26 protein-coding genes and 1 tRNA gene are annotated in these 25,655 nt (G+C 68.1%); 13 read left to right on the forward strand and 14 right to left on the reverse strand.

Going from position 1 to position 25,655, the window contains the following annotated elements; translation table 11 throughout:
- Positions 1 to 3 precede the first annotated feature (3 nt).
- From BM009_RS18000 to rpmI, 4 genes are all read right to left on the reverse strand, one after another.
- Entirely contained in the window at positions 4 to 351 is a 348-nt protein-coding gene (locus tag BM009_RS18000; RefSeq protein ID WP_093298318.1) for a GIY-YIG nuclease family protein, read from the reverse strand.
- Between the two features lie 136 nt (positions 352 to 487).
- Entirely contained in the window at positions 488 to 1,111 is a 624-nt protein-coding gene (locus tag BM009_RS18005; RefSeq protein WP_175488109.1) for a LysE family translocator, read from the reverse strand.
- 86 nt (positions 1,112 to 1,197) lie between these two features.
- Positions 1,198 to 1,563 carry a 50S ribosomal protein L20 gene (rplT, locus tag BM009_RS18010; RefSeq protein ID WP_093298322.1) on the reverse strand — a complete coding sequence of 122 codons (366 nt, stop codon included), beginning with the start codon at positions 1,561 to 1,563 and terminating at the stop codon, positions 1,198 to 1,200.
- A gap of 14 nt (positions 1,564 to 1,577) precedes the next feature.
- Positions 1,578 to 1,781 carry a 50S ribosomal protein L35 gene (gene rpmI / locus BM009_RS18015; RefSeq protein ID WP_093298324.1) on the reverse strand — a complete coding sequence of 68 codons (204 nt, stop codon included), beginning with the start codon at positions 1,779 to 1,781 and terminating at the stop codon, positions 1,578 to 1,580.
- Between the two features lie 152 nt (positions 1,782 to 1,933).
- Here rpmI and BM009_RS18020 point away from each other — a divergent pair, with 152 nt between their 5' ends.
- Together BM009_RS18020 and BM009_RS18025 are read left to right on the forward strand one after the other, a co-directional pair.
- Entirely contained in the window at positions 1,934 to 4,069 is a 2,136-nt protein-coding gene (locus tag BM009_RS18020; protein ID WP_093298326.1) for an AsmA family protein, read from the forward strand.
- 44 nt (positions 4,070 to 4,113) lie between these two features.
- Positions 4,114 to 5,229 (forward strand): SGNH/GDSL hydrolase family protein, encoded by a 1,116-nt coding sequence (locus BM009_RS18025; protein ID WP_093298328.1) that lies wholly within the window; start codon positions 4,114 to 4,116, stop codon positions 5,227 to 5,229.
- A 6-nt stretch (positions 5,230 to 5,235) separates the two neighbouring features.
- Here BM009_RS18025 and hisN read toward each other — a convergent pair whose 3' ends face one another.
- The gene (gene hisN / locus BM009_RS18030; RefSeq protein WP_093298330.1) at positions 5,236 to 6,018 is read right to left on the reverse strand and encodes a histidinol-phosphatase; all 783 of its coding nucleotides are present in this window, start codon (positions 6,016 to 6,018) and stop codon (positions 5,236 to 5,238) included.
- Between the two features lie 64 nt (positions 6,019 to 6,082).
- On the opposite strand from hisN, the gene BM009_RS18035 reads away from it, so the two are divergent.
- The 5 genes from BM009_RS18035 to BM009_RS18050 all read left to right on the forward strand — a co-directional run bounded on the left by BM009_RS18035 (position 6,083) and on the right by BM009_RS18050 (position 10,428).
- A complete protein-coding gene (locus BM009_RS18035) occupies positions 6,083 to 7,150 on the forward strand; it encodes a phospholipase A (protein WP_254772349.1) in 1,068 nt (355 codons plus the stop codon).
- A 54-nt stretch (positions 7,151 to 7,204) separates the two neighbouring features.
- Entirely contained in the window at positions 7,205 to 7,756 is a 552-nt protein-coding gene (locus tag BM009_RS18040) for a peroxiredoxin (RefSeq protein WP_093298331.1), read from the forward strand.
- A gap of 257 nt (positions 7,757 to 8,013) precedes the next feature.
- Positions 8,014 to 9,075, forward strand: coding sequence for a GGDEF domain-containing protein (locus tag BM009_RS18045; RefSeq protein WP_093298333.1), 1,062 nt, complete (start codon positions 8,014 to 8,016; stop codon positions 9,073 to 9,075).
- 270 nt (positions 9,076 to 9,345) lie between these two features.
- Entirely contained in the window at positions 9,346 to 9,474 is a 129-nt protein-coding gene (locus tag BM009_RS23190; RefSeq protein ID WP_302847373.1) for a hypothetical protein, read from the forward strand.
- Between the two features lie 96 nt (positions 9,475 to 9,570).
- Complete coding sequence (locus BM009_RS18050; RefSeq protein ID WP_093298566.1) at positions 9,571 to 10,428, forward strand: SDR family oxidoreductase; 858 nt, start codon at positions 9,571 to 9,573, stop codon at positions 10,426 to 10,428.
- Positions 10,429 to 10,446: 18 nt separating this feature from the next.
- Here the strand turns inward: BM009_RS18050 and BM009_RS18055 are convergent, their stop codons facing one another.
- Both BM009_RS18055 and BM009_RS18060 read right to left on the reverse strand, forming a co-directional pair.
- On the reverse strand, positions 10,447 to 11,058 hold the full coding sequence (locus tag BM009_RS18055) for a YbhB/YbcL family Raf kinase inhibitor-like protein (RefSeq protein ID WP_093298334.1): 612 nt from the start codon (positions 11,056 to 11,058) through the stop codon (positions 10,447 to 10,449).
- A 56-nt stretch (positions 11,059 to 11,114) separates the two neighbouring features.
- Positions 11,115 to 11,786 carry a glutathione S-transferase family protein gene (locus tag BM009_RS18060; RefSeq protein ID WP_093298336.1) on the reverse strand — a complete coding sequence of 224 codons (672 nt, stop codon included), beginning with the start codon at positions 11,784 to 11,786 and terminating at the stop codon, positions 11,115 to 11,117.
- Positions 11,787 to 11,885: 99 nt separating this feature from the next.
- On the opposite strand from BM009_RS18060, the gene BM009_RS18065 reads away from it, so the two are divergent.
- Both BM009_RS18065 and BM009_RS18070 read left to right on the forward strand, forming a co-directional pair.
- Entirely contained in the window at positions 11,886 to 12,158 is a 273-nt protein-coding gene (locus BM009_RS18065) for a type II toxin-antitoxin system VapB family antitoxin (protein WP_093298337.1), read from the forward strand.
- Positions 12,155 to 12,544 carry a type II toxin-antitoxin system VapC family toxin gene (locus BM009_RS18070; protein ID WP_093298339.1) on the forward strand — a complete coding sequence of 130 codons (390 nt, stop codon included), beginning with the start codon at positions 12,155 to 12,157 and terminating at the stop codon, positions 12,542 to 12,544. Before BM009_RS18065 ends, BM009_RS18070 begins: the two co-directional genes overlap by 4 nt.
- Positions 12,545 to 12,548: 4 nt before the next feature.
- Here BM009_RS18070 and gltB read toward each other — a convergent pair whose 3' ends face one another.
- From gltB to BM009_RS18095, 5 genes are all read right to left on the reverse strand, one after another.
- On the reverse strand, positions 12,549 to 17,066 hold the full coding sequence (gltB, locus tag BM009_RS18075) for a glutamate synthase large subunit (protein ID WP_093298567.1): 4,518 nt from the start codon (positions 17,064 to 17,066) through the stop codon (positions 12,549 to 12,551).
- Entirely contained in the window at positions 17,066 to 17,638 is a 573-nt protein-coding gene (locus tag BM009_RS18080; protein ID WP_093298340.1) for a DUF2059 domain-containing protein, read from the reverse strand. The genes gltB and BM009_RS18080 overlap by 1 nt, the downstream gene beginning before the upstream one ends.
- Positions 17,635 to 19,095: an NAD(P)-dependent oxidoreductase gene (locus BM009_RS18085; protein WP_093298342.1), complete on the reverse strand. Its 1,461-nt coding sequence runs from the start codon at positions 19,093 to 19,095 to the stop codon at positions 17,635 to 17,637. Before BM009_RS18085 ends, BM009_RS18080 begins: the two co-directional genes overlap by 4 nt.
- A 122-nt stretch (positions 19,096 to 19,217) precedes the next feature.
- The gene (locus tag BM009_RS18090; RefSeq protein ID WP_093298344.1) at positions 19,218 to 20,024 is read right to left on the reverse strand and encodes an undecaprenyl-diphosphate phosphatase; all 807 of its coding nucleotides are present in this window, start codon (positions 20,022 to 20,024) and stop codon (positions 19,218 to 19,220) included.
- Positions 20,025 to 20,092: 68 nt separating this feature from the next.
- Entirely contained in the window at positions 20,093 to 21,028 is a 936-nt protein-coding gene (locus BM009_RS18095) for a complex I NDUFA9 subunit family protein (RefSeq protein ID WP_093298345.1), read from the reverse strand.
- Between the two features lie 147 nt (positions 21,029 to 21,175).
- On the opposite strand from BM009_RS18095, the gene BM009_RS18100 reads away from it, so the two are divergent.
- Positions 21,176 to 21,262, forward strand: a tRNA-Leu gene (locus BM009_RS18100).
- Between the two features lie 147 nt (positions 21,263 to 21,409).
- Here BM009_RS18100 and BM009_RS22700 read toward each other — a convergent pair.
- Positions 21,410 to 22,054, reverse strand: a complete 645-nt coding sequence (locus BM009_RS22700; protein WP_175488110.1) for a hypothetical protein — start codon at positions 22,052 to 22,054, stop codon at positions 21,410 to 21,412.
- A 111-nt stretch (positions 22,055 to 22,165) separates the two neighbouring features.
- Here BM009_RS22700 and BM009_RS18115 point away from each other — a divergent pair, with 111 nt between their 5' ends.
- Both BM009_RS18115 and BM009_RS18120 read left to right on the forward strand, forming a co-directional pair.
- Positions 22,166 to 22,837, forward strand: a complete 672-nt coding sequence (locus BM009_RS18115) for a response regulator (RefSeq protein WP_093298348.1) — start codon at positions 22,166 to 22,168, stop codon at positions 22,835 to 22,837.
- Complete coding sequence (locus tag BM009_RS18120) at positions 22,834 to 24,138, forward strand: sensor histidine kinase (protein WP_093298350.1); 1,305 nt, start codon at positions 22,834 to 22,836, stop codon at positions 24,136 to 24,138. Before BM009_RS18115 ends, BM009_RS18120 begins: the two co-directional genes overlap by 4 nt.
- Positions 24,139 to 24,142: 4 nt before the next feature.
- Here BM009_RS18120 and BM009_RS18125 read toward each other — a convergent pair whose 3' ends face one another.
- Positions 24,143 to 25,180: a LacI family DNA-binding transcriptional regulator gene (locus BM009_RS18125; RefSeq protein WP_093298351.1), complete on the reverse strand. Its 1,038-nt coding sequence runs from the start codon at positions 25,178 to 25,180 to the stop codon at positions 24,143 to 24,145.
- A 130-nt stretch (positions 25,181 to 25,310) separates the two neighbouring features.
- Here BM009_RS18125 and BM009_RS18130 point away from each other — a divergent pair, with 130 nt between their 5' ends.
- A complete protein-coding gene (locus BM009_RS18130; protein ID WP_093298353.1) occupies positions 25,311 to 25,655 on the forward strand; it encodes an L-rhamnose mutarotase in 345 nt (114 codons plus the stop codon).

Below are 25,655 nucleotides of genomic sequence, written 5' to 3' on the forward strand. Positions count from 1 at the left end.
AGTCTACTCCGTCATCCCCGCGGAGGCGGGGATCCATTTTCCAGTCGGTTGCCGGGGCTCGAACCCTAGTCCGATCGCGAGGTCAACCCATTGCGGGTTGCTGCGCTCGATCAGGGAAAGCTTCCAGTCCCGATTCCACTTCTTGATCCGCTTTTCCCGAAGGATGGCGGCGCTCATGTCTTCATGCACTTCGAACCAGACGAGGCGGGCGATCTCGTGCTCGGCGGTGAAGCCTTGGGTGACCTTCTCGCGGTGCTGGTAGAGGCGGCCCAGCAGGTTGGAGGTTACCCCGGTGTAGAGGGTCCCGTGCCGACGACTGGCGAGGATGTATACACACGGTTGCTTGTCCACGCCCTCTCCCCCACCCCCTCGTCATCCTCGCGAAGGCGGGGATCCATTGCCCGTGCCGATCCAGCAGGAGCCGCACCCGCTGAGTCAATGGATTCCCGCCTTCGCGGGAATGACGACTGGGGGGTGTTGGGCTTGACTACACCCGGCTGCCTAGCAGCGCCGCACCGAACGCTACAAACACGCCGCCCGTCACCCGGTTGAACATCCGTTGCCGCGCCGCGGGTGCCAGCCAGGCTGCGAGCGAGCGACCGCCCAGCGCGTAAACCGAGAACCAGAAGGCCTCGATCACCGCGAAGGTCGCGATCAGGATCGCCAGCTGCGGCAGGAACGGGCGGTGCACGTCCAGGAACTGCGGGAACAGCGCCGCGGCGAAGACGATCAGCTTGGGGTTGGACAGCCCCGTGCCGAGTCCGGTCAGATAGCGCGCACGCGCCGACTGGCGCACCGGCACCGGTGCGTCGGCATGGGCCTCCTCCACCGGCGCGCGCCAGGCCTTGATGCCCAGCCACAGCAGATAGGCGACCCCGGCATAGCGCAGCACGTCGTACAGCCCCGGCGACGCCTTGAGCAGCGCCCCCAGCCCCGCCGCCGAGGCGATCAGGCAGAACATATTCGCGCTCATCAGCCCCGCGGTGGTCGGCAGCACGCTGCGTGCGCCCTCGCGGATGCTCTGCACCATCACGTGGAGCATGTTCGGCCCCGGCGTCATCGACACGAAAAACACGGCGGTGACGTAGAGCCACCAGGTCTTCATCGCCACGGGATCGCCTCCCCCCGGGTTGGAATGAAAAAGGGCGCCGAAGCCGCAGCCTCGACGCCCCTATATCAGCTTGCGCGCAGGTCCGCTCAGGCGGCCTGGGGCAGTGCCGCCTTCGCCTGCGCGATGATGGCGCTAAATGCGTCACCTTCGTGCATCGCGATGTCGGCCAGGACCTTCCGGTCCAGTTCGACACCCGCCAGCTTCAGGCCGTGCATGAACTGCGAATAGGTCAGGCCTTCGGCGCGCACACCAGCGTTGATGCGCTGGATCCACAGGGCGCGGAAGCTGCGCTTCTTTACCTTGCGATCGCGATAGGCGTACTGGCCGGCCTTTTCGACAGCCTGGCGCGCGATGCGGATGGTGTTCTTGCGACGGCCATAATAGCCCTTCGCCTGATCCAAAATCCGCTTATGCTTCGCCTTGGTGGTCGTGCCACGCTTCACTCGTGCCATTTTTCAGGACTCCCTTACTTCAGGCCGTACGGCGCCCACGCGACAACGCGCGCGACGTCTGCATCGGCCAGCACGGAAGTGCCGCGATTGGTACGGATATACTTGGAATTGTGCGAAATCAGGCGGTGGCGCTTGCCGGCGACGCCATGCTTCACCTTGCCGGTGGCGGTGAACTTGAAGCGCTTCTTCACACCGCTCTTGGTCTTGAGCTTGGGCATTTTCGTCTCCTTATGGTTCGACGATTGCAGACAGCCGCGGCAGCCCTATTAGCCGGACGGTCCCTCGATCGCGGAAAGCGGGGCCCTTAGCGGATGGTTCGGCGATATGCAACCACCGGGGAACCGCGGGAGCCCCGAGGATTTGGAAGATCATGGCCGATCTGGACACGCCCGTTCTCGCCGCCGAGCAGGCGCCCCCGCCGCCCCGGCCGGCGCGCGCGATGGGGACGCCGCTCGCCGCGACGATCGCCGTCGTCACCAGCTTCGTGGGCCTCGTGGTGCTGGCCTGGGCGATCCTGTTCGTCACCAAGGGTCGGTTCCTCAAGGGCACGTTCGAATCGATCGCCAGTTCGAGCACGCACCGCAAGGTGCGGGTGGCTGGCGACTTCCAGCTCTATTTCGCGCCGTTCAACCTGAAGTTCGTGGCCGAGGGGCTCAACGTCGAGAACCCCAACTGGGCCGGCACCAGCCCCTTCTTCAGCGCCGCCCGAATCGATGCGCGAATCGCCACCTTCTCGCTGCTGGCGGACCAGAAGCGCTTTCAGTGGCTCGGCCTCACCGACGGCCGAATCGACCTGCAATGGGATCGCGACGGCAAGCAGAACACATGGACCTTCGGCAGCGGCGGCGGAAAGCCCCTGACGATGCCGCTGATCCAGCGCGCGCGAATCGCCGGCACGCAGATCCGCTATCTCGATCCGCGCCACCAGCTCGATGCGGCGATTCGGGTCGACACCGTGGCGGCCGAGGACAATCGCTTCGCCGACACGATTCGGTTCGACGGCAACGGCACGGCGCGCGGCGCCCGCTTCACGCTGGCCGGCGCGCTGCTTTCCTCCAACAAAACGCTGGCGGGCGGCGAGAACCGGCTGAAGCTGCATGCCGAGGGCGTGCGCAGCGCGGTGGACATCGCCGGCACGCTGCCCGGCGCGACGGTGCTGGAGGGCGCCAAGCTCCACATGGACCTGCGCGGGCAGAACCTCGCCGACGTGTTCCTGCTCGCCGGGATCGCCGTGCCGGATACCCGCACCTATCGGCTGACCTCGGTCGTCACCAAAGCCGGCGACGAGTGGCGTTTCACCGGTATGAAGGGCCGGTTCGGCGACAGCGATCTCGCCGGCAAGTTCACCGTCGCGCTGCGCCAGCCGCGCATGCTGGTGACGGCGGACCTGTTCACCCATGTCCTCGACATCGTCGATGCCGGACCCTTCATCGGCTACAATCCCAATGCGCTCGCCGCGCAGGGCGCAACGGCGGCGGTGACGCAGGTTTCCGGCACGCCGCGCCTGCTGCCCGACGCGCCGCTGCGGATCGAGGCGCTCAAGAATTTCGACGCCAAGGTGCAGTGGCAGGTGCGCACGGTGCGCGCACCCAATCTGCCGGTGTCGAACATCGAGCTGGGGCTCGATCTGAACGACCGGCTGCTCAAGCTGAGCCCGCTCAACTTCAGCCTCGCGCGCGGCACGGTCACGTCCGACATCAGCATCGACGCGCGCAAGGCGCCGGTGTTCACCACCTACGACATCCGCCTGTCGCCGACGCCGATGGGCGTGCTGCTCGCCGGCTTCGGCGCGGAGCAGTCCGGCACCACCGGCATGCTCAAGGCGCGAATCCAGATGAGCGGCAGCGGCAACAGCGTGCGCGATTCGCTCGCCAGCGCCAATGGCCGCATCGCGGTGATCCTGCCCAAGGGCGATTTCTGGACGCGCAACACCGAACTCGCCGAGTTCGATATCGGCACCTTCGTCCAGAAGATGTTCGAGAAGAAGCTGAAGGAGCCGGTGCAGATCAATTGCGGGCTGATCGGCTTCACCGTGCGCGACGGCATCGCCGCGGCGGACCCGATCCTGATCGACACGCAGAAGAACGTGATGCTCGGCCGCGGCGGGTTCAGCTTCAAGAACGAGACGATCGACCTTGCCTTCCGCGCCGATTCGAAGCGGTTCAGCCTGTTCTCGGGCCAGTCGCCGGTGGGGATCGGCGGATATTTCGCCAAGCCGGGGATCAGCGTGATCAGCCCCGAGCTGGTCGGCCGCGCCGGCGTCGGACTGGGGCTGGGCGTCGCCGCCTCGCCGCTGGCCGCGGTGCTCGCGTTCGTCGACTTCGGCAATGCCAAGGCGGCGGATTGCGGGCCGGTGCTGTCGGGTGCCACCGCTGCGAGCCAGCGCGACGTGAAGGGCCGCCCGCGCGACGATGTCGGCCACGGCACCACCGCCAAGTCCGAAAGCGGCAAGACGAACGCCGGCGAAGCCAAGCGCCAGCGCAAGAAGTTCCTCGGCATCTTCTGATCCGCTTGCGCGGGAGGCCGGCGCGGGCGCAGGATCGGTGCGCGATGCTGCGCCTGCTGATCCTCTCCGCTGCGCTCGCCATGGCGGGCGATGTCCGGCCGCCGCAGCGGGTGACGATCGCGCCCGCCACATCGGATGCGGGGGAACGGTTGCCGGTCCATGTCGGCGGGCGGGTCGAGACCGGCCCAACTGGCTATCGCCATCAATGGCCCGGCATCTATTTCGAGGCTGCCTTTCGCGGACCCCGCGTGGTGCTGCGGTTCGAGGATGCGATCAACGAATGGCGCGCGAGCATCGACGGCGCGCCGCCGGTTGCGATCGATCGTCCGGGCAAGGCCGATGTGACGATCGACGGCCTCGTGCCCGGCACGCATCGCATCCGGCTCGACAAGGTCACCGAAAGCGCCGCGCCTGCGCGCTTCGGCGGCTTCTTCGTCGGCCGAGGGAACAGCCTGCCCGCTCCCCAGCCGCGCCGACGACAGATCGAGTTCATCGGCGATTCGTCCATGGCGGGCTATGGCGCGCGGGCCGATCGCATCGACTGCACCCAGGCGCAGGTCCGCGCCACCACCGACACGCCCGATGCTTTCTCGGCACTTGCTGCGCAGCATTTCGGGGCGGACTATCAAGTGAACGCGATCTCCGGTCGCGGGCTGATCCGCAATTTCGGCGGCACCGCGCCGCAGGGCACGATGGAGCAGCTATGGCCGCGCCGCCTGCCGGCCGAGCCCACGCCTTATGTCGATCCGCACTGGCAGCCGCAGATCGTGATGCTCAAGCTCCAGGCCGATTTCGTCGGCTTCCGCCCCGATGCGCGCTGGTCTACGCTCGATGCGCTCGTTGCCGACTATGCCAAGCAGTACGGCCAGTTCCTCGCGCAGCTGCACGGCCGCTATCCACGTGCCGTGTTCCTCCTGTGGTGGTTCGACACCAGCGGTGCGCCGCCCGAGCAGGTCGCGATGCTGCGTACCGCCGAGACGCAGATCAGCGCCGAAGCCCGAGCTGCCGGCGCGCGCGATGTGCTGTTCCTGCCCTTTCCGGCCGCGCAGTTCCGCGCAACCGCCTGCCACGGCCATTATGGCCTCGAAGCGCATCGGCAGATCGCCGATTGGCTGATCCGCGCGATCGATGCGCATCCGGGATTCTGGGACGGGCGCTAGCTCCGCTCAGTGCCCGCGGCAGTCCATCGCCTCGAGGATGTCGTCGATCCGTGCCGGGTCGCCTGCCGCGATCACCTCGCCGTTGCTGCCGGCGTGGAGCGGGTCGCCCTGCCAGTCGCACATCCGCCCGCCCGCGCCTTCGATCACCGGCACCAGCGCGGCGAAGTCGTGCAGCTTGAGCCCCGCCTCGACGACGATGTCGAGCCAGCCGCTCGCCACGCAGCCATAATTATAGCAGTCGCCGCCGAGCACCGTGCTCATCACCTTGGCGTCGAGATGCTCGAAGGCATGCAGCTGGCCGTCGTCGAACAGCGCCGGCGAGGTGGTGGCGAGGATCGCCTGGTTCAGCTCGCGGCAGATGCGGGTGGTAGCGGGCTTGCCGTTGAACAGGGTCTGGCGGCCGGTCACGCCCAGCCAGCGCTCGTTGATGATCGGCTGGTCGATCACCCCCAGCACCGGCCAGCCATTGTCGACCAGCGCGATCAGCGTGCCGAATACCGGCCGCCCGGCGATGAAGGCACGGGTGCCGTCGATCGGATCGAGCACCCATTGCCGACCGCTGGTGCCTTCGCGGACGCCGAATTCCTCGCCGATGATGCCGTCCATCGGCCGCTCGGCGATCAGCAGCTTGCGCATCGCCTCCTCGCCGGCGCGATCGGCGAGGGTGACGGGCGACTGGTCTTCCTTGGCCTCCACGCCGTGCTCGGCGCGGAAATAGGGGCGGATCGCGGCGCCGGCGGCGTCGGCGAGGCGGGCGGCAAGCGCGATGTCGGTTTGGGAAACGGCCATGCCCCAGCCCTACCGGGCCGAATTTGACTCGCCAAGGTCACAAACGCCTGCCACTTCGCTGAATATGCGTGGTATCGCCGCCCTTCCCCTGCTCGGCCTCAGCTTCGTCGCCCTGCCTGCGCTGGCGCAGGTGCGCGCGGTGCCGGCCCAGCCCGCCTCCGAACAGGCGGCGTTGCGCGGCGTGGAGGTGTTCCTGGTCAACGAGGGCGAGGCGCCGATCGCCGATGCCGGCCCGCGCCAGATCGAGATCACCGCCGCCGACGGCACCCGCCTGATGCTGGAGCGCACCCCCGGGCCCACCCCGACGATTGCCCCGAATGGCTTCGCCAAGGCACGCTACGTGCCGGTGGGCGTCGCCGGCGTCGCGGTGCCGCCGGCTGCGCAGCACAAGCCGGCGGAGATGCCCGAGCAGGAAACGGTGGTGCAGAGCTCCACCGGCAGTTCGAGCGGGCTGCTCGCCCGGTTCGAGCCGCACGAGCCGATCTACGGCGTCGCCGGGCTCAGCGACGCCGGGGCCAAGCTGCAGTTCAGCTTCGCGCTGCGCCCCTTCGCCGAGGATGCGCCGCTCCAGCTCGGCAACCTCCGCTTCGCCTATACCCAGACGATGTTCTGGGCGCTAAACGAACCCTCCGGCCCGTTCCGCTCGACCAATTACAGCCCCGAGCTCTATGCCGATGTCCCCGTCGACGAGACGGCGCGGGTCGCGCTCGGCTGGCGGCACGATTCGAACGGGCGCGGCGTCCGCGATTCGGTCGACATCAACCGCATCTTCGTGCGCGGCGAGAAGACCTTCGATCTGGGCGGCGACTGGCGGGTCGATGTCGCGCCGCAGGCCTGGTTCTATGTCGGCAGCAGCGGCACCTTCCACGACATGAAGGACTATTACGGCTATACCGCGCTCGCCGCCTCGATCGCGCAGAAGGACGGGATCAAGCTCGCCCTCACCGCGCGCGGCAATGTGAAGACCGGGCACGGCGCGGCCGAGGCGTTCGTCTCCTATCCGCTGCGCCGGCTGGGCGGGGGCTTGGGCATCTACCTCTTCGGACAGGCATTCACCGGCTATGGCGAAGCGCTAGACCGCTACAACGTCAACGACACGCACGCGCGGATCGGCATTGCCTTCACCCGCTAGCCGCCGCGTGTCGGGTGGCGTAGACACGGGACCAACCAGATCAGGGAGATCGATATGCGCCTGAAGCTCGCCCTTGCCGCCCTTGCCTTGCCCTTCGCCATGATGCCGGCGAACGCATCGCTCACCACCGGTGCCAAGGCGCCCGTGTTCACCGCAAAGGGCGCGGTGGCCGGCAAGCCGATCACCGTCGACCTCAAGGCCGCACTGAAGAAGGGCCCGGTCGTGCTCTACTTCTTCCCGGCCGCCTTCACCTCGGGCTGCAATGCCGAGGCGCATGCCTTTGCCGAGGCGCTGCCCGACTTCACCAAGGCGGGCGCCACCGTGATCGGCATGACCGCGGGCAATGTCGACCAGCTCGAGCAGTTCAGCAGCCAATATTGCGCGGGCAAGTTCGCCGTCGCCGCCGCCACGCCGGAAGTCGCTACGGGCTATGACGTGGCCGCCAAGAAGCCCGACGGCACCGTCGCCAAGTTCACCAGCCGCACCAGCTATGTGATCGCCCCCGACGGCAAGGTGCTGTTCGTCCATTCGGATCCGAACCCCGCCGACCATATCCGACTCACTCTCGCCGCCGTGGAAAAATACCGCGCGACTCACCGGAACTGAGCCGCCCGGCGCGTCCGCCCCGAGGCCCTTGTCCGTGCCGATCCAGAGGCGTTAATCCTCCGGATCGGTGCAGACTCGCTCAGCTTTTGCACCAAGCTTCTGAATTTTCGCTATAATGTGGGGGCGCTTCGCCGTCCCCTCTCTTTGGCTGCGTGCAGGGTGAACCGCGCGGCAACCCAATATTAGCACTCTCGGCTTATTCCTTGTGCGCAACATAGCGGCCGTCATGCCGTGATTTGCACGGGGGTTAGGAGCGTATGCGCATCGCGCGTGCCATTCGTTCAGAGATGGAGGGGGATGAAGGCCGGGCGCTCTTCGAGCGGATCGGCGCGTTCCTCCTCGACCAGCGGCTGGCACCGACGCCGACCAACTATGCCTTTGTCCACCGGCTGTTCACCGAACCCGACGATGCGCTCGCCCGCGCGGTCGAACTGATCACCGAGCGCGGCGTGCGGATCACCCCGCGCGACATCCAGACGCTCACTGCCGATCATGGCCCCGAAGACCCGCAGGACTGCCATATCGACCTCAAGGCGCGCACCGAAGGGCTGGTCGCGCGCACCCAGATGCAGGTCGAGGGCTTTGCCGACATGGTGACGGCGATGCGCGCCGAAACCGCCGATTTCGGCCGCGACTTGGCGGCGAGCGCCGAGGCGATGTCCACCGGCAGCGATGCGCCCCAGGCAAGCGACGACGTCGTCCGCATTACCGCCGCGATGCTCGACCGCATCCGCGTCGCCGAGGAGAAACTGGAGAGCACGACACGCGAGGCGAACGACCTGCGCGAGAAGCTGGAAGAAGCGCGCGACAATGCGCGCCGAGATCCGCTGACACAGTTCCCCAACCGCCGCGCCTTCGAGGAAGCCTTCGCCGCGCAGGAAGCGACCGGTGGCAGCATGTGCATCGCGGTTTGCGACATCGATCACTTCAAGTCGGTGAACGACCGCTTCGGCCATGCGGTGGGGGATCGCGTATTGCGGGTGATCGCCGATGCGCTGAGCCTGTGCTGCCGCGGGCACCTGGTCACCCGCTATGGCGGCGAGGAGTTCGCGATCCTCTTCACCAACGTGCCGTTGGAGCAGGCGCGCGCCGTACTCGAACATGCACGCGGCACGGTACAGGCCAAGCGCTACAAGCTGCGCGACAACGACGCGCCTTTGGGAGAAATCACCTTCTCGGCCGGACTGACTCCCGTGGAGTTGGGTGAGATGCATCAAACCGCGTTCCACCGCGCCGACCGCCTGCTGTATCTCGCAAAGCATGAGGGCCGCAATCAGGTGAAGATTGGCAGCGCCAGCTATAGCGAATTTCGCCGCTGAATGGCGGGATTTACCACCTCAATTCGCAAATCACACCGGTGCACTGAGGCCCATTTCCAAGATATCTCGATATGACAGCCACTTAGCGAAGTTGGCACGCTCCCTGCAAAACTGCTGGCATCGGCCGCCGGATGGTCCGCCAGCCGAACCACAGGGAGTAACTACCATGACCGCTCGTCTCGTTTCGCTGCACCAGACCGTTGCCGTCAGCGCCGCCGTCCTGCTCACCGCCGCGCTCGTCCTGTTCTCCACCCCCGTGATCCCGGTCGCATGATCGCGCTTGCACCCATGGAGAAGATCAGCATGTTCCGCAGCTTTCTCATCGGCGTCGCATCGTTCGGCATCACCAGCGTGATGATCCTCGGTAGCGGCCTGCAGGGCTCCAGCCTCCTCGGCTGACCCTGCCGGCCGCCCCGGCGGCCCTTTTCCCCGGAACTTGGAGCCCTTGCGCCCGGTTCTTTCGGCACCCCTCCCCAACACCCAGGAGCCGTGCCGATGTCCGAAACCCCTGTAATCGATCGAGTCCGTGAGGATGCGCTCCCCGGTGAGGAGCGCTCCCTCGATCCCAAGCCGGAATGGCAGCCGCGCTATCGCGGGTCGGATCGCCTGAAGGACAAGGTGGCCATCGTCACCGGCGCCGACAGCGGAATCGGCCGCGCGGTCGCCGCGCTCTATGCCCGCGAAGGCGCCGATGTCGCCATCGTCTATCTGAACGAGCACCAGGATGCCGAGGACACCGCGGAAGCGGTCCGCGCCGAGGGCCGCCGCGCGATCACGATTGCCGGCGATGTCGGCGACAAGGCGTTTTGCGAGCAGGCCGTTCAGAAGGTGATTGCCGAGTTCGGTCGGATCGACGTGCTGGTCAACAATGCCGGCGAGCAGCACCCGGACAAGGACATCACCGACATCACCGAGCAGCAGCTGCGCCGGACCTTCCAGACCAACATCTTCGGGATGTTCTTCATGGTGCAGGCCGCCTCGCCGCATCTGAAAGAAGGCGCCGCGATCGTGAACTGTACCTCGGTGACGATGTACCAGGGCGAGCCCGAGCTGCTCGACTATAGCGCCACCAAGGGCGCGATCACCGCCTTTACCCGCAGCCTGTCGATGAACCTGATCGAGAAGGGCATCCGCGTGAACGCGGTGGCACCGGGCCCGATCTGGACCCCGCTAAATCCCAGCGGTGGCGCGAGCCCGGAGAAGCTCGAGCATTTCGGCGAGGACGTGCCGATGGGCCGGCCGGGCCAGCCCAACGAAGTCGCGCCGGCCTTTCTGTTCCTCGCCTGCGAGGATTCGAGCTATATGTCGGGCCAGGTGCTCCACCCGAACGGCGGCACCGTCGTCAACGGCTGAAGGCGCGCCGCGCCGGTCTCAGACCGGCGCGGTCTCGCCCACCAGCCCGGTCGGCGCCTCCTCGCCGCGCGAATAGACGCCGGTGAGCAGCCCGGCGGCAAGCACATGCCCTGCCATCGCCTTGACTAGCGCGCTGCGGCCGGGATTTTCGCCGATCTCGCACCCGCCGCCGAGCGCGAACAGCTGGAAGGCATAGTTGTGGGGCCCATGGCCGGTCGGCGGATCGGGCGGCAGCCAGCCCTCGCCAAGATAGCTGTTGCGGCCGACATCCTTGCCTTCGGCGCCTGCGCCATCCGCACGGATCGCGCCTTCCTTGAGGTCGCCGTCTGCCGGCAGACCCCAGACGACAGCATGGACGAGCGGCTGCGGCGCCGGGGCGTCGGGATCCTCGACAATCAGCGCCAGGCATTGGGTACCCTCAGGCACGCCCGTCCAGAACAAGGGTGGGGAGACCCCCTCGCCATCCGCGGTGAAGCGCTCGGGCAACCGCCCGCCATTGGCAAAGGCAGGGCTGGCGAGGTGGAGCACCTCGAAGCTGCCAAGTTCGGGCTGGACGATCGCCAGCTTGTTGGCGCCGGCGCGCAGGCCTTTCAGCGCGCTTCCCAGCCAGTGGGGTATATGTTCGAGCATCGCGGACTCTCTCCCGTTTGGCAGCCAAACGCGCCGGGCCCCGCGATTATCCCGCGTTAGAGGTCCAGCTTCTCGTAATCGGCCGGCGGCGTGATTCCCTCCATCCGCTCGGCGAGCAGCTGGCGGAAGCTCGGGCGGCTCTTCATCCCGATATACCAGCGCTTGGCGAGTTCGTGGCTCTTCCAGTCGATCCCGCCCAAATAATCGGCGACCGAGATCTGCGCGGCAGCGGTGATGTCGGCAAGGCTCATCGTCGCGCCTGCCAGCCAGGTGCGGTGGTCGAGCAGGTAATCGATATAGTCGAGATGGCCGACCGCCGCCTTCATCGCGTCGCGCAGCACCTTGGCGTCAGGGGGCTGGCGATAGACGATGCGCTTGATCATCCGCTCGTGCAGCAGCGGCGCGGTGATGTCGCTGTAGAAATTGTTGTCGAACCACACGACCAGCCGGCGGATCTCGGCGCGATCGACCGCCGAGCCGTTGAGCAGCGCGTTCTTGCCGACCGTCTCTTCGAAGAACTCGCAGATCACGGTGGAGTCGATCAGCGTCACGTGGCGCTCCGCATCGATCATCACCGGGGTCTGGCCGGTGGGATTGAGATCGAGAAACTCGTCGCGCCGCAGCCAGGGCGATTCGCGCACCGGCTCATAGGCGATACCCTTCTCGCCCAGCAGGAGCCGGACCTTGCGCGAGAAGGGACAGAGCGGGAATTGAAGGAGCTGCCACATGCGCAAAGCCATAAGCGGCGGAAATAGGCCGGGGAAGACTCGTTGTGCCGCCGCCCGCATTTCTATATTTTAGGCGGCATTCTAGAACGGAGCCGCACCATGGCGCTCAGCATCAAGGACGAAGAGACCGACCGACTGGTGCGGCGCTACGCCCGCGCCAAGGGCGTGAGCTATACTGCGGCGATCAAGTTGGCCGTAAGCGAAGCGATGCGTCGCAGCGGCGATTCCGTGGCCGACCCGGACGTCGAGCAGCGTCTGGCCGACTATCGTTCGGTGGCCCGGGAGGTGCGCCAGGCGTACGCCGCCATGCCGACGCTGGACCCGCGGGACGCTGACGCCATCCTGTACGACGAGGATGGCCTGCCGAAGTGATCGCCGCCGATACCTCGGCACTGATGGCGATCCTGCAGGACGAAGCCGAGGCGGAAATCTTCCTCCGCGCGATCGCTACGCCAGACCGGGTGCTGCTCGGTGCGCCAACCGCGTTCGAGTTCCGGCTGGTGGTACTGCGGCAAAAGGGCCCTGCCTTTCTGCCGGCGGCAGAGCGGCTGCTGCACCTGCCAACGATCGAGATCGTGCCTTGGACGGAAGAGCATGCCCGGATTGCGATCGAGGCGCTCACCCGTTTTGGCGGACGGCCCGCGCGCCTGAACTATGGCGACTGCATGGCCTATGCGGTCGCCGCACTGGCCGACTGCCCGCTGCTCTTCAAGGGCGACGACTTCCGCCATACCGACGTCATCGCCGCCCTCGATTGAGCGATTACTCCGCCGCCACCGCCTCGACGGTGTCGTTCAGCGGATGCGGCAGCCGGGTGAGCATTTCCTTCGGCACCACCTGCCAGAACTTGCCCACTTCGCGGTCCCAATCCTCCAGCAGGCCCTTCGACCATTTGCTGTCGGTCTCCTCGGCATGCGCCTCGACCAGCGCGCGGAGCTTGGCCTCCCAGTGGCTGGAGGCCAGCCGAGCCCAGGTGATGTTCTCCGGGTTGGCGTGGCGCTCGAAGCTGCCGTCGACATCGTAGACGAACGCCATGCCGCCGGTCATGCCCGCGCCGAAGTTCATGCCGACGCGGCCCAGCACCACCGCGGTGCCGCCGGTCATATACTCGCAGCCATTCGCGCCGCAGCCCTCGACCACCACATCGGCGCCCGAATTGCGCACCGCGAAGCGCTCGCCCGCCTGGCCGGCGGCGAACAGCCGGCCCGAGGTCGCGCCATAGAGCACGGTGTTGCCGATGATCGTGTTGTTCCACGATTCGATCGGCGAGCTGACCATCGGCCGCACGACGATCACGCCGCCCGACAGGCCCTTGCCGACATAATCGTTGGCGTCACCGAACACCTCGAGCGTGATGCCCTTGCACAGAAATGCGCCGAGCGACTGGCCCGCCGAGCCGCGCAGCCGGACGTGGACGTGGCCATCCTGCAGCGCCGACATGCCGAACCGGTTGGTCACTTCGGACGAGAGCCGCGTGCCCACCGCGCGGTGAGTGTTGCGCACCGAATAGGTGAGCTGCATCTTCTCGCCGCGCGCGAACACCGGCGCCGCATCCTTGATCATCTGCGCATCGAGGCTGTCGGGCACGTCGTTGCGGAAGGTGCTGAGGCTGAAGCGCCGCTCGGCATCGTCCGCATCCACCTTCGCGAGGATCGGGTTGAGGTCGAGATCGTCGAGATGCTCGGCGCCGCGGCTGACCTGGCGGAGCAGCTCGGTGCGGCCGATCACTTCGTCCAGGCTCTTGAAGCCGAGCTTGGCCAGGATCTCGCGCACTTCCTCGGCGATGAAGGTCATAAGGTTGATGACCTTTTCCGGCGTGCCGACGAACTTGGCGCGCAGCTTCTCGTCCTGGGTGCAGACGCCCACCGGGCAGGTGTTCGAGTGGCACTGGCGGACCATTATGCAGCCCATCGCCACCAGGCTCAGCGTGCCGATGCCGAATTCCTCGGCGCCGAGGATCGCGGCGATGACGATGTCACGGCCGGTCTTGAGCCCGCCATCGGTGCGCAGCTTGATTCGGCCGCGCAGGCCGTTGAGCGTCAGCGTCTGGTTCACCTCGGACAGGCCCATTTCCCAGGGCGTGCCCGCGTACTTGATCGAGGTGAACGGCGACGCGCCGGTGCCGCCATTGTGGCCGGCGACCAGGATCACGTCGGCTTGCGCCTTGGCGACGCCCGCCGCGACCGTGCCGATGCCGGCCGAGCTGACCAGCTTCACGCACACCCGCGCGCGCGGATTGATCTGCTTCAGATCGTAGATCAGCTGCGCCAGATCCTCGATCGAATAGATGTCGTGGTGCGGCGGCGGCGAGATCAGCGTCACGCCCGGCGTCGCATGGCGCAGCCTGGCGATGAACTCGGTGACCTTGAAGCCGGGCAGCTGGCCGCCCTCGCCGGGCTTGGCGCCCTGCGCCACCTTGATCTCGATCTCGTCGCAGGCGTTCAGATATTCTGCCGTCACGCCGAACCGGCCCGACGCGACCTGCTTGATCGAGGAATTGGCGTTGTCGCCATTCTCGTAGGGCGTGTAGCGGGCCGAATCCTCGCCGCCCTCGCCCGACACGGCGCGCGCGCCGATCCGGTTCATCGCGATGGCCAGCGTCTCGTGCGCCTCGGGGCTGAGCGCGCCGAGCGACATGCCCGGCGTCACGAAGCGCTTGCGGATCTCGGTGATCGCCTCGACCTGGTCGATCGGCAGGCCGCTTTCGGGGAAGTTGAACTCGAGCAGATCGCGCAGATAGACCGGCGGCAGATCGCGCACCCCGCGCGAGAAGGCGAGGTAGCTCGAATAGCTGTCGTTCGAGACGGCCGTCTGCAGCTGGTGCATCAGCTGCGCCGAATAGGCATGCGCCTCGCCGCCCGCGCGCTGGCGGTAGAAGCCGCCGACCGGCAGCGTCGCCACGCCCGAGTCATAGGCCGCATCGTGGCGCATCATCGCCGAGAGGTGCAGCGAGGCATAGCCTTCGCCCGAGATCTTGGCTGGCATACCGGGAAACAGGTCGTTCACCAGCGCGCGGCTGAGGCCCACCGCCTCGAAATTATAGCCGCCGCGATAGGAGCTGATCACCGCGATGCCCATCTTGGACAGGATCTTGAGCAGCCCCTCGTCGATCGCCTTGCGGTGGCGCTTGAGGCAGTCGGTCAGGCTGATGTCGCCGAACAGGCCGCGAGCATGGCGATCGGCGATCGCGGCTTCGGCCAGATAGGCGTTCACCGTCGTCGCGCCGACGCCGATCAGCACCGCATAATAATGCGTGTCGAGGCATTCGGCGGTGCGGACGTTGACGCTGGCATAGGAGCGCAGCCCCCGGCGGACGAGGTGCGTGTGCACCGCCGCCGCCGCCAGCACGCCGGCGATGGCGGCCTTGTCCGGCCCGCTATGCTCGTCGGTGAGGAACAGCTCGGTGCAGCCGGCGCGGACCGCCTGCTCGGCCTCGTGCCGGATGCGCTTGATCGCCGTCTTGAGCGATTCGGGGTCGCCGTCCGCCGCGAAGGTGCAGTCGATCTCGGCGGCGTTGGTGCCGAAATGCGCGCGCAGCCGGTGCCAGTCGGCATTGGTGAGCACCGGGCTTTCCAGCACCAGCACCGGGCTGCCCGCGCCTTCGTTGTCGAGGATGTTGGACAGGTTGCCGAAACGCGTCTTGAGCGACATCACGTAGCGCTCGCGCAGCGGGTCGATCGGCGGGTTGGTGACCTGGCTGAAATTCTGCCGGAAGAACTGGCTGATCAGCCGTGATTTGTACGAGATCACCGCCAGCGGCGTATCGTCGCCCATCGAGCCGATCGCTTCCTTGGCGGTCTCCACCATCGGCGCGAGGATCAGCTCCATGTCCTCCAGCGTCTGCCCGGCGGCGACCTGGCGTCGCGACAGCTCGGCGCGCTCATAATAGGTCTCGGCCGGCGCGGCGGGCAGGTCGTCGATCGACAGGAAGCCCTGCACCATCGACGCATAATCGGCCTCGCTCGCGATCTGGTCCTTGATCGCGCGGTCGTGGAGCAACTTGCCCTCGTCGAGGTCGACGGCGATCATCTCGCCCGGCCCGAGCCGGCCCTTGGCGACGACGTTCGCCTCGGGCACCGGCACCATGCCGGTTTCCGAGCCAACGATCAGCAGCCCGTCCGAGGTCTGGGTATAGCGCAGCGGGCGGAGCGCATTGCGGTCCATGCCGGCAACCGCCCAGCGGCCATCGGTCATCGCCAGCGCGGCGGGGCCGTCCCACGGTTCCATCACCGAGGCGAGATACTGGTACATCGCGGCATGCGACGGCGGCGTGTCCTCGTCCTGCTGCCAGGCTTCGGGCACCAGCATCAGCTTGGCGGTGGGCGCGTCGCGGCCCGAGCGGCAGATCGCCTCGAACACCGCGTCGAGCGCCGCCGTGTCCGACGCGCCGGCCGGGATCACCGGCTTGATGTCCTCGCTCTGCTCGCCGAACGCGATGCTCGCCATCTTGATCTCGTGGCTGCGCATCCAGTTCTGGTTGCCGCGGATCGTGTTGATTTCACCGTTATGCGCCAGGCAGCGGAACGGCTGCGCCAGCCACCATTGCGGGAAGGTGTTGGTGGAATAGCGCTGGTGGAAGATCGCGACGCGGCTCTCGAAGCGCGAATCCTTGAGGTCCGGATAGAAGTCGGACAGCGATTCGGCGAGGAACAGGCCCTTGTAGATGATCGAGCGGCACGACAGCGAGCAGATGTAGAAACCGCCGACCTGGGCCGCGATCACGCGCTTTTCGATGCGGCGGCGGATCAGGTAGAGCTGGCGTTCGAACTCGGCGGCGTCCATCGCGTCGGGCATCGGGCCCGCGATCATGATTTGCTCGATCTCGGGGCGCGTCGCCTGCGCCTTCATGCCGATGACCGAGACGTCGACCGGCACCTGGCGCCAGCCATAGATGGTGTAGCCCGCCTCGATGATCTCGCTCTCGACGATGGTGCGGCAGGTCTCCTGCGCGCCAAGGTCGGTGCGCGGCAGGAAGATCATGCCGACGGCGAGGCGGTTCGGCAGCACGCGGTGGCCGCTGCCGACGATCTGCTCGTCGAAGAAGCGCAAGGGGAGATCTACATGCAGGCCGGCGCCGTCTCCGGTCTTGCCGTCGGCATCCACGGCGCCGCGGTGCCACACCGCCTTCAGCGCATCGATCGCCGACTGGACGACCCGGCGCGACACCTGGCCGTCGGTCGCCGCGACGAGCCCCACGCCGCAGGCATCGCCTTCATATTCGGGGCGGTACATGCCCTCGCGGGCGAGGCGTTCGCGCTCGGATTGCAAGGTCTTGGGCATCACTTCTTGTCCTGTTCTGCGGCGAGCTTCGCCACCATCGCCTGCGCACGCTCCATCGTGCCGCGGATCGACTTCTCCATCACGGCGCGCTGCGCGGCGAGGACGTCGGGATCCGCCATGATCGTCGGCGCCTGTTCGGCGTAGAGTTTGCCCGAAGGCGTATCGAAGAAGGTGCTGACATCGTTCAGCTGCGCAACGGTGAAGCGCCGCGCATAGGCCCGGGCCATCGCGTCCATCATGGTCGGCATCGACGATTTCGTCAGCGCCATCGAATGCCGGAGCTCCTCGTCGACGAAGGTGTCCAGCACCCCCTTGGCTTTCGGGTCCTTCGCGAACGCAGCCTGCAGCTGCGGCGCCTGCGCCATCGCGTTGCGGAGATTTTCCATCATCGGCCGCATCATCTGGTCGATCATCGCGTCGATCCGCTCGGGCGGCATGATCTTTGCGATCAGCGCCTTGGCGGCCGCGAGGCGTGCAGGCTCGGGAGCCTGGGTGACGGCGGGCGCGGCCTGCGCCATTGCGGCAGCCGGCGCTGCGAAGGCGATCAGCAGTGCGGTGGCAAGCGCCTTCATGCGACGCTCGCTTCGCGCTTCGCCGAAACCTTCGCCTTCGCATGCGCCTTCATCCACGCATGCATGTGCGCCGCCACGTCGCGGCCGTCGCGGATCGCCCAGACGACGAGGCTCGCGCCGCGGACGATGTCGCCGGCGGCGAACACGCCGTCCATGCTGGTCATCATCGTCTTGCCGTCGGTACGCAGCGTGCCCCAGCGGGTGACGCCCAGTTCCTCGGCGCCGAACAGCTTGGGCAGGTCCTCGGGCTCGAAGCCGAGCGCCTTAATGACGAGATCGGCCGGCATCTGCAGCGCCCCGCCCGGATCGACTTCCGGCGCGCGGCGGCCGGACGCGTCCGGCGCGCCGAGCCGCATCTTGGAGGCGCGGACGCCGCTTACCTGCTCGGTGCCCTCGAACGCCTCGGGCGCGGAGAGCCAGACGAACTCGACGCCTTCCTCCTCGGCATTGGCGACCTCGCGCTGCGAGCCCGGCATGTTCGCCCGGTCGCGGCGATAGAGGCACTTCACCGAGGCAGCACCCTGGCGGATCGCGGTGCGGACGCAGTCCATCGCGGTGTCGCCGCCGCCGACGACCACGACATGCTTGCCGAGCGCGTTGAGGCTGCCATCGTCATAGGCGGGCACCGCGTCGCCGAAATTCTTGCGGTTGGACGCGGTCAGATAGTCGAGCGCGTCGACCACGCCCCTGGCGCCGACGCCCGGCGCCTTGATCGCGCGCGCCTTGTAGACGCCGGTGGCGACCAGGATCGAATCGTGGCGCTGGCGCAGTTCGCCCAGCGTCGCGTCGCGACCGACCTCGAAATTGCGGTGGAAGACGATGCCCGCCTGCTCGAGCCGATCGACGCGGCGCATTACCACGTCCTTCTCCAGCTTGAAGCCGGGGATGCCATAGGTGAGCAACCCGCCCGAGCGATCATAGCGGTCATAGACGTGCACGGCATAGCCATAGCCGCGCAAATATTCGGCGGCGGCGAGGCCCGCCGGGCCCGCACCGATGATGCCGACCGACTGGCCGCGATCGCGCCCGACCTGCACCGGCTCCACCCAGCCCTCGGCCCAGGCGGTGTCGGTGATGAACTTTTCGACCGAGCCGATCGTCACCGATCCGTGGCCCGAGAATTCGATCACGCAATTGCCTTCGCATAGCCGGTCCTGCGGGCAGATGCGGCCGCAGATCTCGGGCATGGTCGAGGTGCTGTTGGAGAGCTGGTACGCCTCCTGCAGCCGCCCCTCGGCGGTCAGGCGCAGCCAGTCCGGGATGTGGTTGTGGAGCGGGCAGTGCACCGAACAATAGGGCACGCCGCACTGGCTGCAGCGGCCTGCCTGCGATTCCGCATCGGGCACCGCATAGCGCTCCGCGATCTCGCGAAAGTCTTCCGCGCGCAGCTGGGCGGGGCGCTTGGCCGGATACGCCTGCGGGCGCCCGACGAATTTGAGCATGGGATCGTCAGCCATGCCGCCCCCGTACAGGAGAGCGGCAGGACGATAAAGACAGCAATACTGACCTATAAGAGCTCAGGAGCCAAAAATCGGCAGCTTTAGGGCAAAATAGTCACCCATAAAGGTCCGAAGCGGTCTCATCGCATGGATAGCCAAATCAGGGCGGCGGTTCCCGCAACAATACGATAGAACGCGAAGGGCGTGAAGCCATGCTTGCTCACGATCCCGACAAACCATTTGATCACCGCGAGCGCGACGACGAACGCCACGACGAAGCCGACGCCGATCTCGCCCCAGCCCACGCCGCTGGTCGCCAGCATCTCGCGGTTCTTGAGCAGCTCGAGCGCGGTGGCGCCCAGCATGGTCGGGATGGCGAGGAAGAAGCTGAACTCGGCCGCCGTGCGCCGCTCGACGCCCAGCGACAGCGCACCCATGATCGTCGCGCCCGAGCGGCTGACGCCGGGCACCATCGCCAGGCACTGGACGAAGCCGATGCCGAGCACGCGCACCACCGGGATCTCAGCGATGCCGTGGATCGTCGCCGACTTCACCAGCCGCTCGATGACCAGGATCGCGACGCCGCCGACGATCAGCGCCCAGGCGACCACCTTGGGCGCGCCGAGCAGCGCCTCGATATGCTTGTGGAGCGCCAGCCCGATCACCGCAGCGGGGATGAAGGCGATCAGCAGGTTGCGGACGAAGCGGATCGACACCGGGTTGAGCTTGATCAGCCCGTCGAGCACCGCCCAGAAGGTGCGCCAGTAGAGCACCACCACCGCCAGGATCGCGCCCAGCTGGATGACGATGTTGAACATCGCCCAGCGCGCCGAATCATAGCCCATCAGCTCGCTGGCGAGGATCAGGTGCCCGGTCGAGGAGACCGGCAGAAATTCGGTAACGCCTTCGACGATGCCGAGCAGGATCGCCACCAGCAGCGTGGTCATGGAAAGGCTCCTTCAAGGGGTCGCGCCCGGCGACCCCCTGCAAGGCGCCGCCCGGCAGGGGGAATGGATCAGGCGGTCGCGCGGAAGCGGCTGAAGCGGCCGGCCTGGCGGAAGCGCACCAGCCAGCTCGGCGCCACCGTCGCCATCGGCGTCGGCTGCACGCTCAGCGCGGCGAGGCCCTCGGCACCCGCCGGCACGACATTGTCGGCCTGCAGCATCGCGAACTGGTCGCGCGTGATCGGCGTGCCCGGCAGCGACGCCACCAGGCTGGCCAGCGAATCGGGGAGTTCGACGAAGTGCGGCTTGCGGCCGATCGCGCCGGCGATCCAGTGGAGCAGCGCCGACATGCTCAGCACGTCCGGGCCGCCCAGCGAATAGGTCTTGCCGGCATGCGCGGCCGGATCGGCGAGCGCGGCGGTGATCGCCTGGGCGACGTCGGTCACGAACACCGGCTGGAACTTGGTCTCGCCGCGCACGACCGGCACGATGTTCAGCGGGGCACCCGCGATCATGCCGGCGAAGCGGTTCACGAACGCGTCCTCGCGACCGAACACGATCGAGGGCCGCAGGATCGTCGCACCCGGGAAGACGGCGAGCACGGCCTGCTCGCCGGCCGCCTTGCTGCGGCCATAGCCGGAAGGAGAATTCTGGTCGGCGCCAATTGCCGAGATGTGCACCAGCGCGCCGGCCCCGGCGGCCTTCGCAGCCTCGGCGACGTTGCGTGCGCCCTGAACATGCACCTTGTCGAAATCGCCGGCGAGGATGCCGACGAAGTTCACCACCGCGTCGCTGCCCTGCAGCGCGCGGGCGAGCGTCTCGGGCTTGGTGATGTCGCCGACGACGAGCTGGGTCTGGCCCAGATTGCCCTGGGTCTTGAGGAACCATGCGTCGCGCGGCTTGCGCTCGACGACGCGGACGCGCGCGCCGGCGGCGAGCAGCTCCTGCGCCACGTAGCGGCCGAGGAAGCCTCCACCGCCGATCAGGGTTACCAGCCTGTCCTTCATCTTCCGCCTCACTGCCTGCGCGAACCTTGCGGCCCCAATGCCGTGGGACGGGCTAAACGGCAAGCGCGACGCGAAGTCCAACATTTTTCGAAAAAAGGTCGTTGACAGGTCCGCCGATCCTCCCCTAGAGGCGCCGGCCTACCCCGTGCCCAGATGGCGGAATTGGTAGACGCACCAGCTTCAGGTGCTGGCGATCGCAAGGTCGTGGAGGTTCGAGTCCTCTTCTGGGCACCACTTCCCCCCGCCGGGGGCGAAGCGCAAAAATTCAGATCTACCAACGATGTGGCGCTGCGGTCTTTCGACTGACGGCGCTTCGTCGCGTTCTGCGTCCGCGCGACGAAGCGGCCCCCGCACCGCCGGGTGCGAGGGCCGAAGCGAGGCTCAGCGCCGGGGCGTGGCGCTGGGCGTCGGCGCCGGAGGCGGCGGGATGGCCGCACCGGGGGCCGGTGCAACGCCTGCCGCGGGCGGCGGCGCTACCGCCCCCTCGGGCGGCGGCGGGGGCACTGCGCCAGGGGCTGGCGGCACCGCTCCCGGCGGCGGGGGCGGCGGAGCGCCGGCACTCGGCGGAGGCGGCGGCGGGGCGCCCGGCCCACCCGGAGGGGGCGGCGGCGGCGGGCCGTGCGGACCCCCCGGCGGGGGCGGCGGGGCACCTACTGCCTGCACATTGCCCTGGCCGTCTACGAGGTAGGAGGCGTGCAGCTGGCCATCGAGATAGCGACCCTGCACCGTCAGCGCGGCGCCGGACTGCACATCGGCCGCACCCCGGCCGGCATCGACCAGCGTCCGTCCCGAACCATCCTGCAGCACGAAACGATCGCCATAGGTCTCGGCGACGCGTCCCTTCACGGTCACGATGCCGCTCGTCTGTGCGAGCTTTGCGACTGCGGTCGGCACCGTCGGCGCCATTTCCACGGTCGGGCGGGTGAGCTGCACCGCGCCGGCGCCGCCCGCGGCACCCAGCGCCAGCAGCGCCGCGGCGGCTACGGCAAGACGATTGCGCGGCAACGTATTCTTCCAATCGGTCATTCCATCAACTCCTCTTGGGTGTTCGATGGCATCGGTCTAGCGAGTCGCACCCGACCTCCGCTGAACCCCGCGGTTCAGTTTGGGTTTAAGCCGGGAGGCTAGGCGACACGCATGCGGATCCTGCTGGTAGAAGACGACCCCGATCTCGGCCCCGCCATCGCGCGGGCGCTGCGGGCGGAGCATTGCGCGGTCGATCTCGCCGCCGACGGCGTCGATGCACAGCATCTCGGCGAGACCGAGGCCTATGACGCGGCGGTGCTCGACCTGGGGATGCCGGGCCGGACCGGGGCCGAGATCCTCACCGCCTGGCGCGCGAACGGGCGGGCGCTGCCCGTGCTGGTGCTCACCGCGCGCGAGGCATGGGCGGACAAGGTGACGGCGTTCAAGGCTGGCGCCGACGACTATCTGACCAAGCCCTTCCGCGTCGAGGAACTGATGATGCGGCTGCGCGCGCTGGTTCGCCGCGCCGCCGGCCATGCCCAGACGCGGATCGAATGCGGCCCGCTCGCCTTCGAGAGCCAGACCGGCCAGTTCGAGCTGGACGGACTGCCGCTCAAGCTCACCGCGTTCGAGTGGCGCGTGCTCTCGCAGCTGATCCTGCGGCGCGAGGTGGTGATCGAGCGGCTCGAATTGCTCGAGCGCGTCTATGAAGGCGATGCCGATGTCGATTCGAACAGCCTCGAGGTCATCATCGGCCGGCTGCGCCGCAAGATCGGCGCCGAGCGGATCGAGACGGTACGCGGCCGCGGCTATCGGCTGACCTGCGGCGCGCAGCCCGCATGACGCGCGGGTCGCTACGCACGCGGATGGTGCTGCTGTCGGCGCTGGTCACGCTGGTGGCATTGGGGCTCGCGGGGTGGACCATGGCGGGCGTGCTCGGCCGGGTGGTGACCGGCGGTGTCGACCAGCGGCTCGACGCGCAGCTGGCGGTGCTGGCGAGCGCGGTGCGCGACGACGGCAGCGTCGATCGCGCGCGATTGGCGGCACGGCAAGGTGCCCTTGCGGCGGGGCCGGGCTGGCGATGGCGGATCGAAGCGCCTCGCGAGACGGTGGGCGATGCCGATTTCCCGGCGCTGCACCTGCCCTTGCCGGGCCCTGCCGAAATTGCCCCCGCAGCGCTGCCCACCCCCCTCGACGGCGAAGATGCCAAGGGCCGCGTTCATGCCCGGCGGCTGGTGCTGGCGAGCAGCGCCGGCCCGGTGACGCTCACCGCCGCCGCGCCCGGCCGGGTGATCGGCCGCCCCGTCCGCGACGCGCTGGTGCCACTCGCCAGCGTGATCGTGGCGCTGGCGGTGATCTTCGCGGCGGCCGCCTGGGTGCAGCTGCGCTTGGCATTGCGGCCGCTCGCGGCGCTGGTCGGGCAGATCGGCGCGATCCGCCGCGGCGAGCGCGCGGCCGTTGACGAGGATCAGCCTGCCGAGCTGCGGCCGCTTGCCACCGAGCTCAACGCCCTGGCGGCCGCCAATGCCGCGACCCTGGCGGCGGCGCGGCAGTCGGCGGCCAACCTCGCCCATGCACTGAAGACCCCCGTCGCGACGCTGGCGCTCACGGTGGCGCCGAACACGCCGGAGGCGGCGCAGGTGCGCCGCATCGAGGGCGTGATCCGGCATACGCTCGCGCGCGCCCGGGCTGTGGCCGTCAATCGGCGCGCCAGCACGGAGATCGCCCCCGTCGCCGCCGACGTCGCGGGCGTGCTGCGCACGCTCTACCCCGCTATCACGCCGCGCCTGGAGATTGGCGCGGGCGTGCGCATCGCGATGGACGCGCACGATCTCGCCGAGATCCTTGGCAATCTGCTCGACAATGCCGCGCGGCATGCGCGCAGCACCGTCGTCCTCACGGCGGCGGCGGCGGACGGCACCGTGCTGACGATCGACGATGACGGCCCCGGCATCGCTCCCGAACGACGCGAGCAGGTGCTGCAGCCTGGCGTACGGCTGGACGAAGGGCCGGCGGGCGACGGGTTCGGTCTCGCGATCGTCCGCGATCTGGTCACGCTCTATGGCGGCACGATGGCGCTGGAGCAGAGCCCGCTCGGCGGCCTGTGCGTCCGGCTCACCTGCCCCGATGGCGCGACTGCTTGAGCGATCAGTCCTTCGGCGGCACTGCCGTCGAGCTGCGCTTGACGATTTCGTGCTCGAGAACACGATCGCGGCGCGTGCGGGTCTTGGCCGAGGCGCCGCGCGCTTCGTCCGCCACCAGCGCCAGCGCCTCGGCGGCAAGGCGGCGGACCGGCTGGTGGATGGTCGTGAGCGGCGGCCACAGCGTCACCGCCGCCGTCGTGTCGTCGAAGCCCACCACGGTGAGCTGGCGCGGCACGTCGAGCTGGCGGCGGTGCGCGACCGAGACGATCGCCGCCGCCATGTCGTCGTTGCTGGCAAACACCGCGGTGGGCGGTGCGGGCCCGTCGAGCAGCGCCTCCCCCGCGGCGAGGCCCGAGGCATAGCTGAAATCGCCCTGCACCAGCTGCACGCCCGCATCGGGGAAATCGCGCATCGCATCCTCCACCCCGGCACGCCGCTCGGCGCTCGCCGCCTGGTCGGGATTGCCGACGACGAAGCCGAGCCGGCGATGGCCGAGATCGAGCAGGTGGCGCGTCATCTCATGCGCGGCACGGCGGTCGTCGATCCGCACGCAGGTGGCGCCGGGCACATGATAGGCGCCGATCGCGGCGATCGGCACGCCCGCCCCCTTCAGCGCCCGCAACACCACCGGCGCCTCGCCGAGCGGCGGCGCGAGCAGGATGCCCGAGAGCCCCGAGGCCGCAAAGCGCGCCAGCTCCGCCTCCGCGGGCGGGCGCCCGCCCTCGCCCTTGAGCAGCACCAGCCGCGCGCCCCAGGTCGAGGCTTCCTCGAACACGCCGGTGAGCAGCTCGCTCATGAAGGCGGCGCTGGGGTTGGAATAGACCACGCCGATGCGCAGCTCGGCCGAGGTGACCAGGCTGCGCGCGGCGACATTGGGGACATAGCTGAGCTCGGCGATCGCCCGCTCCACCGCCTCGCGCGTCGCGGCGCTCACCCCGCTGCGGCCGTTGATCACCCGCGACACGGTCATGGCGGAAACGCCCGCCTTCGCCGCCACGTCGATGATCGTCGCCCCCTGCACCGGCCTGCCCGCCTTCGCCACTTTGCTCTCCCTGCCCCGAATTCGGCAGGACGTACGCGATGCGGGCGGATCGGAAAAGACGCGATGCGGTGCCGGCTTGTGCCATCGCAGACCGCGGCTATGCAGACCACCATCAAGGAGAGAGTTTCCGATGCGCCACGTCCTGCTGCTCGACCTGAACGACGATCCCGAGGCGATCGCCGCCTATCGCCACTGGCACCGCCCCGGCGGGCCGCCCGCCGCGGTCACCCAGTCGATCCGCGATGCCGGCATCGACGCGATGGAAATCTGGCAGGCGGGCGACCGGCTGGTGATGGTGATGGAGACCGGCCCGAGCTTCGATCCGGAGGCCAAGCGCGCCCGCGACGCCGCCGATCCCGACGTGCAGGCCTGGGAGACGCTGATGGACGGCTTCCAGCGCCGGCTCGCCTTTGCCGAGCCGGGCGTGAAATGGGTGCCGACCGAGCAGATCTTCACGCTCGCCGATCAACCCTGA

Source organism: Sphingomonas sp. NFR04 (assembly GCF_900114095.1).
Lineage (GTDB): Bacteria > Pseudomonadota > Alphaproteobacteria > Sphingomonadales > Sphingomonadaceae > Sphingomonas.